The organism is Rhodomicrobium udaipurense JA643 (assembly GCF_000636015.1).
Classification (GTDB): Bacteria; Pseudomonadota; Alphaproteobacteria; order Rhizobiales; family Rhodomicrobiaceae; genus Rhodomicrobium; species Rhodomicrobium udaipurense.
In genome coordinates this window covers 24,120-32,307 of sequence record NZ_JFZJ01000027.1, presented here as the reverse complement: position 1 = coordinate 32,307, position 8,188 = coordinate 24,120, and the positions used below count along the sequence as shown (strand labels likewise).

Below are 8,188 nucleotides of genomic sequence, written 5' to 3'. Positions count from 1 at the left end.
TGGATGTCGAAAAGCGCGAACTTCAACGACGAAGACCCCGCATTGAGGGTGAGCATGGCATTCTTCATCGGGGTGGTTCCGCAAGTCGCGCGCGTGCGCTGGACGAAGCGCACCGGGCACGTGTGAAGTCTGAAATCGGTTGTTCGCCCGTCCGGTTCTCACCTGGAATGCCGGACGGGGAGCAGTGTCTGCCAAACCGGGCGCATCGGCAACCTCGGAAACCGGTTTTGCCCCGTGGATCGAGCCGGTTTCGCGACTGCACGACGCTCCGTCGCGATTTTAGGAAAGGATCGCGCGCGCTGTCTTTGCCCATCCGGCCGCCTATCCGCCTTTCGGACAAGCCGCGCCGCGTGAAAACACCTTCCTTAAACAGGCCGCACCCTTGTACAACTTCCAGCGGAAACAGCGGCAATCGGAGGATGGAATGTCAGCGGGCGATCCCGATGGGCCGCATGTGGAAAGCCGAAACGCTGTCGCGGCGCTGATGCTGCGAGCCCGCGCCGCACAGGCTGCGTTCGCCGATAGCGATCAGGCGCGCGTGGACGAAGCCGTGCGCGCCATGGCCTGGGCGATCTACAAGCCTGAGCACGCGGAGGAACTCGCCCGCGTCGCGGTCGCCGACACCGGCCTCGGCAACGTGCCCGACAAGATCGACAAGAAGCAGCGCAAGACCTTCGGCACGCTGCGCGATCTCCTGCGCGTGAAGTCGGTCGGCGTGATCGAGGAAGACCCGGCGCAAGGCATCGTCAAATATGCGAAGCCCATCGGCGTGGTCGGCGCGGTGACGCCATCGACCAATCCGGGCGCGACAGCGGCCAACAAGGCGATGATGGCGATCAAGGGCCGCAATGCCATGATCGTCGCGCCATCGCCGCTCGGCTACACCACGACCGCGCGCGCCGTCGACCTCATGCGCGAGGGGTTGGCGCACATCGGCTTGCCCGAAGACCTGCTTCAAGTGCTGCCGCAGCCCGTCACGAAACACCTCACGCAAGCGATGATGGAGGCGGTCGACCTCGTTGTCATCACCGGCTCGCAGGACAATGTGCGGCGCGGCTATATGAGCGGCACGCCCGCTATCGGCGTCGGCACTGGCAACGTGCCGGTGATCGTAGACGAAACGGCCGATCTCGACGCCGCCGCCGCGAAGATCGCGCAATCGAAGATCTTCGACAATTCAACGTCCTGCTCGTCGGAAAACGCTGTGGTGATCGTTGACGCGGTCTATGAGCGCGCGATAGCGGCGCTGGAGCGGGCAGGCGCGTATCTCTGTGCGCCGGAGAAAAAAGCCGACATCGAAGCGACGCTCTGGCACGGCCACAAGCTCAATCGCCATCTCATCGCGAAGGATGCATGCGTGCTGGCGCGCGCCTTCGGCCTGCCTGCCGAGGCGGAGAGCGCGCGGTTCTTCCTCGTCGAGGAAAAAGGCGTCGGCCCCGATTTTCCGCTGTCGAGCGAGAAGCTTTCGCTGGTGCTGACGGTCTATCGCGCGCGCGATTTCGCGGACGCCAAGGATATCGTGCGGCGCATCCTCGATCATCAGGGGCGCGGCCATTCGCTTGGCATTCACACGGCAAATATGGACCGCGCGCGCGAACTTGCCGCCGATCTCGACGTGGTGCGCGTGCTCGTTAATTTCGCGCATACCTTCGCGCATGGCGGTTCGTTCGACTCCGGCCTGCCGTTCACGCTCAGCATGGGCTGCGGAAGCTGGCAGAAGAATTCGATCTCCGAGAACCTCAATTACCGCCACTTCCTCAACATCACGCATCTTGTGACGCCGATCCCCGAGAAGCGGCCGACGGAGGCCGAGTTGTTCGGCCCGCATTGGGAGAAATACGGGCGGTAGTGCGTCCGTACATCCAAGCTCGTCGGCGACGCGAGTGGCGGCGCAACATGATTCATTTCGATTGGCCGTCGCGCGGAAATTAGCTACAATCAAGAGCAGGGGGTGCTCCGATCTCGCCGGCATCGATGCGGAAGGGGAGATCATGAGACTTTTTGTGTTTATCGCGGCGGTTTTACTCCTAATTCCCCTCGGATCGCGCGCAGAGGAAGCGACCGATCTGTTCCATGACAAGATCGATGCCGTCGCATTGCGATTTTCTTCTCTGAATATACCAGATCTGGAGAAAATTCAACTTCCGCGACCGCAGGCCGACGGATCACTTATATTTCTTTATATCTGGCTGCCTCAGACGCATGCGCCGACGCCCGCGTCTTTCGAGGCCAACATCGCCGATTATTTCGACGTGACCGCTCCGCTCGGAAGCGCTTTCGCCGGCTGGTGCTATCTGCGCAAGCCCGAGACGTACGTCCTCAAGACGGACACGAGCGAGATCGCGGTGCAGCGCGTCTGGGCGCTGGGCTTTCGCGGGAAGCCGCCGGTCGCGCGCTGCCGCGGCGGCGCGCCGGGTGCGGCGGGACGGCTCGGCCAGACGCAGGTGTTTGTGGACCCGCGCTCCGGCGTGAAATCGATGGTGAGATCCGGCCATCCGACGCGGTTTCCGCTTGTGGCGCAGGTACGGTGAATAGCACCACGCGGTCCGCGCGCCGCCTCAGTCGCGCTTGAGCCGCGCCGCGAGATCCGGTCGGCGGGTGCGCGTTAACGTTTCCGACTGTTCGCGCCGCCACCGCGCGATGCGGGCGTGATCGCCGGATAGCAGCACGTCAGGAATTTCGCGCCCCTCGAAAACGCGCGGTCGCGTGTAATGCGGGTATTCAAGGAGGCCGTTTTCGTGGCTTTCCTCGCCGAGCGACGCCTCAGCGCCAATCACACCCGGCAGCAGCCGCACGCAAGCGTCGAGAAGCACCATCGCGGCAAGTTCGCCGCCCGACAGCACATAATCGCCGATGGAGATTTCTTCGAGCTGACGCGCGTCAATCGCGCGCTGGTCGAGCCCCTCGAAGCGGCCGCAGAACAGCAGCACGCCCGGCCCTGCGGCAAGAGAACGCGCGCGGGCCTGCGTCAGCGGCGCGCCGCGCGGCGAAAGATAGATGCGCGGCAGGTCCGGCGCGCCCGCGCTGGCCGCATCGATAGCCGCCGCCGCAACGTCCGCGCGAAGCACCATGCCCGCGCCGCCGCCCGCCGGTGTATCGTCCACCGAGCGATGCTTGTCGGTCGCGAAGTCGCGGATGTTGCGTGTCGAGAGCTGCCACAGGCCGTCTGCAAGCGCGCGCCCGGACAGGCTCAGACCGAGCGGGCCGGGGAACATCTCGGGAAAAAGCGTCAGTATGCTGGCATGCCACGTCATTCAAACATCCAGCATCTTGAGCCAGGCTTCGGGCTTCTGCCCGCTCGCCAGCCGCAGGAACCCCACCGACACGGGCAGTGCGAAGCGACGCGGTCCGGCGCTGCCGGGGTTCACATAAAGCACGCCGTCCTTCTCCTCGATCAGCGGCTTGTGCGTATGGCCGGAGACGACGACCGCCATGCCCGCAGCCGCAGGATCGATCGCGATATTGCGCAGGATGTGCAGCATGTAGATATCGATGCCGTCGACGGTCGCAACCGTATCGAGCGGCAAGGCGGCGAGTTCGCCACCGTCGACGTTGCCACGCACCGCGAACACGGGTGCGACGGTGCGGAGCGCCACGAGCACGTCAGGCCGCCCGACATCGCCAGCGTGAAGAATCGCGTCCACGCCTTCAAGCGCCGCCGCCGCTTCGGGCCTAAGCAAGCCGTGCGTGTCGGAGATGAGGCCGAGGACGGTCATTCGGGCGTCTCGTCATCGGTTCCGCTGGCGCCGTCCGCGCTCTTCGCGCCGCGCTCGCTCGCGTCCGCGCCGCCCTCAAAGGCCGGACGGATCACCGTCACGCGGCCCGCGCCGAGATCGACATGCGGCACATGCGCGTTGTCAAAGGGGATCAGCACCGGCTGGCGCTCGTCGCCGAAGCGCACTTCGATGAGGTCGCCCGCGCCGAAATTATGCACGCCGATCACCTTGCCGACGACAGCCCCCTCCGGCGACACGGCGGCAAGACCGATGAGGTCGGAATAGTAAAACTCGTCCTCTTCCTCCGGCGGCGGCAGCGCATCGCGGGGGACGTAAAGCTCGATGCCGTTCAGCGCCTCGGCCTGCGTGCGGTCGGCAACGCCTTTGAGCCGCGCGATGACGGAGCCGGGGGAGGCGGCGCGCATGCCGGTGATAACGAAGGTGCGCATGCCGTCGGCGCTCGAAAGCGGCCCGTAAGCCGTGATGTCTTCCGGCGCGGCGGTGAAGGTCGCGATTTTCACTTCGCCTCGCAAGCCATGCGCGCCGCCGATGCGACCGAGCAGAACCTTATCTTCCGTCATGCGCTTTGCACCTTATCGGCGAGGCGGCGCCGAAAGCGCGCAAGCGCGACAACGGCCCAAATCGCCTCGACCAGCCCGAACGGCCACGCGCCTTGCAGGAAACCGTAAGCGCTGGCGAGAACACACGACCCCGCGAAAGCGAGGATAAACCACGGGCTGTTCTCTTCCAGCGCATAGAAGAGCAGCATCAGCGACACGGCCAAGAGACCGAAAAAGGTCAGCCCGTCCATCGGGGCTCCCACAACACAAGCGGAGCGCCTCCGCGATGCGACAGGCGCTCCGTTATTCTACATCCCGCGCGAGGCGGGCGTAAAGCGGGCTGCTACGCGGCTTCGCTGGTCTCTTCGGCCTTCTTGCGACGCTCTTCGGCGCGCTCGACGGCCTTCGTGCCCGGCTCGCCCTTATTCGGGTTGTTGCGCTCGGGGCGCTTCGCAAGGCCGCGCGCGTCGAGGAAGCGGAGCACGCGATCCGTGGGCTGCGCGCCAACCGAGAGCCAATGCTTCACGCGGTCTTCAAGAAGCGTCACGCGGTCCGTGTGATCCTTCGGAAGCAACGGGTTGTAGGTGCCGAGCTTCTCGATGAAGCGGCCATCGCGCGGTGCAGTCGCTTCAGCGACGACGATGCGATAATACGGGCGCTTCTTCGCGCCGCCGCGGGACAATCTGATCTTCAGGGGCATGTTGGTCTCCGTTAACTGTTCGGTCTCTGATCTTGCAAAAATTCTGTTCTGCACGAGCCTTGCCCGCGCGGTTGACAGCACTCTCAGCGCTCTCATTTCTTTTTCCCTGGCAGGCCCGGAAGGCCGCCGAAACGTCCGCCGCCCGGCATACCCGGAAGGCCCGGCAAACCGCCGCCACCTCCGAGAACTCCCGGCAGCTTCATGCCCGGCGGGAGCTGCATCTTGCCCGCCTTCGCTGCTTCAATCATTTCGGGCGTGGGTTCCGGCATCTTTCCGCCGATGCCGAACAGCTTCGCAAGTCCGCCCTTGCCCTTGCCGACGACCTTCATCATGTCGGCCATCTGCCGGTGCATCTTGAGAAGCTGGTTCACCTCCTGCACGGTGGTGCCGGACCCGGCTGCGATGCGGCGCTTGCGGCTCGCTTGCAGCACTTTCGGGTTGCGGCGCTCCTGTGGCGTCATGGAGGAGATGATTGCGGTCTGCCTTTTCAGCAGCTTGTCGTCGAGATTGGCGGCGTCCAGCTGCTTTTTCATCTTGCCGATGCCGGGCAGCATGCCCAGCACGCCCGACATGCCGCCGATCTTCTGCATCTGGCGGAACTGGTCGGAAAGGTCTTGCAGGTCGAATTGGCCCTTGGCGAGCTTCTTCGCCATGGCCTGCGCTTTTTCCTGATCGATGTTTTCGGCGGCGCGCTCGACGAGGCTAACCACGTCGCCCATGCCGAGGATGCGGCCCGCGACGCGCTCGGGGTGGAAGTCTTCGAGGCCGTCCAGCTTTTCGCCCGTGCCGAGGAGCTTGATCGGCTTGCCGGTAACGGCGCGCATGGAGAGCGCCGCGCCGCCGCGCCCGTCGCCGTCGATGCGGGTCAGCACGATGCCGGTGATGCCGATGCGCTGGTCGAAGGTGCGCGCGAGGTTCACCGCGTCCTGACCGGTGAGGCTGTCGGCGACAAGCAGCGTTTCGTGCGGCTGCGCGATGTCGCGAACCTGCTCCGTCTCGCGCATCAGCTCGTCGTCGATATGAAGGCGACCGGCGGTGTCGAGGATGACGACGTCATAGCCGCCGAGTTTGGCCGCCTGAATGGCCCGCGTCGCGATTTGCTGCGGCGTCTGGCCCTTGATGATGGGGAGCGTGTCGACGCCGGTCTGCTTGCCGAGAACTTCGAGCTGCTCCTGCGCGGCCGGGCGGCGCGTGTCGAGCGAGGCCATCAGAACCTTGCGCTTGTCGCGTTCGGTGAGGCGCTTCGCGATCTTGGCGGTGGTGGTGGTCTTGCCGGAGCCTTGCAGGCCAACCATCATGATCGGCACCGGCGGCACCGACTGGAGGTCGATGGGATCGGCTTCGGCGCCGAGCGTCTTCACGAGTTCGTCGTGGACGATCTTGACGACCATCTGGCCCGGCGTCACCGAGCGGACGACTTCCTGACCGACTGCCTTTTCCTTAACGCGGTCGGTGAAGCTCTTCACCACGTCCAGCGCCACGTCCGCCTCGATCAGCGCCCGGCGAACTTCGCGCATCGCTTCCGAAACATCGCTGTCGGTCAGCGCGCCGCGTCGGGTAAGCTTGTCGAAGATGCCTGAAAGGCGGTCGGATAGGGAGTCGAACATAGGGGGCTTTCGCGTTTCGCTCGGTTCTGGCGGAGGTCCGGTTTTTCTGTCATCGGCGCGGCGTTCGCGCCCTCAAACGAGCTGTCTCGGTCCTGTTTTCCTTCAATGCCGGCGCTGAGGGCATGTTCCAACACAAAACGCACCCGCGGGCGAACTCTCGCTGGCGGGTGACGGATATGTAATGCAGCCTCGGTATAGACGATTACAATTGCTCTTTCAAATGCGATTTTAGGCGAAATGACGAGTTCGTGACATTCGGCCAAAATAGCGGGCGCCTTAAGCCGCCCTCACTTTCACGTCGGGCGCGTCGCAGTGCTTCATGAGGCGGCCGCGTTCCGTCACCAGCACCGTGGCAAGCGTCGCGGCGAACATCACGCTGATGCCGATGCAAAGCGGACGCACCGACCCGTCGAAGGACTGGCCCACGATGGTGCCGAGCGCTGCCGCCGCAACGGTGGTGTAGAAGCCGATGAGCGATGAAGCGGTGCCCGCGATGTGTCCCATCGGCTCCATGGCGAGGGAGTTGAAATTCGCCGACATCAGGCCGAAACACAGAAAAACCGCGGCCATGAAAGTGCCGAACGCCCAGAGCGGCGGCTTGTCGGGAAAGCCGAACGCCGCCATCACGCCGCAGACGGCCAGCCCGCCGAGGATCGCACGGTGAGAGACGCCGCGCATGCCCACCCTGCGCACAAGCTTTGCGTTTATGATCGAGGCGGCCGCGAGGAATGCCGCGATGAGGCCGAAGGCAATCGGAAACTCCGCGCCGAGCCCGTAAACGTCGACGAAGATTTGCTGCGACGTGATGATGTAGGAGAACAGCAGGCCGAACGAAAAGCCGAGCGCGACGGCGTAACCGGCGGTCTGTCTGGTGGTCGCGACCGCCGCGCACGCCGCCCAGATGTTTCGGGCAGTGAACGGCAGACGGTCGCTTTGGTGGAACGTCTCGGGAAGGCGCACGCCGGACCAGAGCGTTGCCAGAAGCCCCATGCCAAGCAGCACCCAGAAGATGATGTGCCAGTCCGAAAACTGGACAATCGCTTCGCCGAGCGTCGGCGCGAGGATCGGCACGATCACGAACACCATAGTCACGAACGACATGATGCGCGCCATCTCGCGCCCCGCGAAACGGTCGCGCACCACGGCAATGGCAACGATCCGGGGAGCCGCCGCGCCGAAGCCCTGAAAGGCGCGCGCGAAAAGCAGCATTGCAAAGGATGTCGCCGTGACCGCCAGCACCGTTCCGATGGTATAAAGCGCGAGCCCGAACAACAGCGGGTTGCGCCGCCCGTAGGAATCCGAAAGCGGCCCGAATAGAAATTGCCCGACGGCGAAGCCCGCGAAGTAGACGCTCAGCACAAGCTGCTGCTCGTTATCCGTCGTCGCGCCCAGCGCACTGGCGATCTTCGGCAGCGCCGGCAACATGATGTCGATGGAAAGCGCCGTCAGCGCGGTCAACAACGCGATGAGGGTCACGAATTCCGGCGTGGACAGGGGAAAGCGGGGTGCCTGGGGCTGGGCGGCGTCGGCGGACTTTACAAGCATCTCGTGTGAACTCAACAGGCCGGGAATAGGTTCGGCAAAAAGCAAAACAGCGCCGATCTG

At 64.4% G+C, this 8,188-nt stretch carries 9 protein-coding genes; 2 read left to right on the top strand and 7 right to left on the bottom strand.

Annotation, left to right across the window (positions count from 1 at the left end):
* The first annotated feature begins 424 nt into the window (after positions 1–424).
* Together sauS and T281_RS06305 are read left to right on the top strand one after the other, a co-directional pair.
* Entirely contained in the window at positions 425–1,849 is a 1,425-nt protein-coding gene (gene sauS / locus T281_RS06310) for an acylating sulfoacetaldehyde dehydrogenase (protein ID WP_037235905.1), read from the top strand.
* Between the two features lie 142 nt (positions 1,850–1,991).
* A complete protein-coding gene (locus T281_RS06305) occupies positions 1,992–2,531 on the top strand; it encodes a hypothetical protein (protein ID WP_155955130.1) in 540 nt (179 codons plus the stop codon).
* A 27-nt stretch (positions 2,532–2,558) separates the two neighbouring features.
* Here the strand turns inward: T281_RS06305 and trmD are convergent, their stop codons facing one another.
* From trmD to T281_RS06270, 7 genes are all read right to left on the bottom strand, one after another.
* A complete protein-coding gene (gene trmD, locus T281_RS06300; protein ID WP_037235899.1) occupies positions 2,559–3,254 on the bottom strand; it encodes a tRNA (guanosine(37)-N1)-methyltransferase TrmD in 696 nt (231 codons plus the stop codon).
* On the bottom strand, positions 3,255–3,716 hold the full coding sequence (locus T281_RS06295; protein WP_037235896.1) for a metallophosphoesterase family protein: 462 nt from the start codon (positions 3,714–3,716) through the stop codon (positions 3,255–3,257).
* Entirely contained in the window at positions 3,713–4,297 is a 585-nt protein-coding gene (gene rimM / locus T281_RS06290; RefSeq protein ID WP_052037166.1) for a ribosome maturation factor RimM, read from the bottom strand. The genes T281_RS06295 and rimM overlap by 4 nt, the downstream gene beginning before the upstream one ends.
* Positions 4,294–4,527, bottom strand: a complete 234-nt coding sequence (locus tag T281_RS06285; RefSeq protein ID WP_037235894.1) for a hypothetical protein — start codon at positions 4,525–4,527, stop codon at positions 4,294–4,296. Before T281_RS06285 ends, rimM begins: the two co-directional genes overlap by 4 nt.
* Before the next feature lie 92 nt (positions 4,528–4,619).
* Positions 4,620–4,976 carry a 30S ribosomal protein S16 gene (gene rpsP, locus T281_RS06280; RefSeq protein ID WP_013420483.1) on the bottom strand — a complete coding sequence of 119 codons (357 nt, stop codon included), beginning with the start codon at positions 4,974–4,976 and terminating at the stop codon, positions 4,620–4,622.
* A gap of 92 nt (positions 4,977–5,068) precedes the next feature.
* A complete protein-coding gene (gene ffh, locus T281_RS06275; RefSeq protein ID WP_037235891.1) occupies positions 5,069–6,583 on the bottom strand; it encodes a signal recognition particle protein in 1,515 nt (504 codons plus the stop codon).
* 276 nt (positions 6,584–6,859) lie between these two features.
* Positions 6,860–8,128 carry a multidrug effflux MFS transporter gene (locus tag T281_RS06270; RefSeq protein ID WP_037235888.1) on the bottom strand — a complete coding sequence of 423 codons (1,269 nt, stop codon included), beginning with the start codon at positions 8,126–8,128 and terminating at the stop codon, positions 6,860–6,862.
* Positions 8,129–8,188 lie beyond the last annotated feature (60 nt).

Excerpts from the sequence above, each read along its gene's own strand:
- rimM (WP_052037166.1), bottom strand. The coding sequence starts at position 4,297 with ATGACGGAAGATAAGGTTCTGCTCGGTCGCATCGGCGGCGCGCATGGC.
- rpsP (WP_013420483.1), bottom strand. The coding sequence starts at position 4,976 with ATGCCCCTGAAGATCAGATTGTCCCGCGGCGGCGCGAAGAAGCGCCCG.
- sauS (WP_037235905.1), top strand. The coding sequence starts at position 425 with ATGTCAGCGGGCGATCCCGATGGGCCGCATGTGGAAAGCCGAAACGCT.
- ffh (WP_037235891.1), bottom strand. The coding sequence starts at position 6,583 with ATGTTCGACTCCCTATCCGACCGCCTTTCAGGCATCTTCGACAAGCTT.
- trmD (WP_037235899.1), bottom strand. The coding sequence starts at position 3,254 with ATGACGTGGCATGCCAGCATACTGACGCTTTTTCCCGAGATGTTCCCC.
- T281_RS06285 (WP_037235894.1), bottom strand. The coding sequence starts at position 4,527 with ATGGACGGGCTGACCTTTTTCGGTCTCTTGGCCGTGTCGCTGATGCTG.
- T281_RS06295 (WP_037235896.1), bottom strand. The coding sequence starts at position 3,716 with ATGACCGTCCTCGGCCTCATCTCCGACACGCACGGCTTGCTTAGGCCC.
- T281_RS06305 (WP_155955130.1), top strand. The coding sequence starts at position 1,992 with ATGAGACTTTTTGTGTTTATCGCGGCGGTTTTACTCCTAATTCCCCTC.
- T281_RS06270 (WP_037235888.1), bottom strand. The coding sequence starts at position 8,128 with ATGCTTGTAAAGTCCGCCGACGCCGCCCAGCCCCAGGCACCCCGCTTT.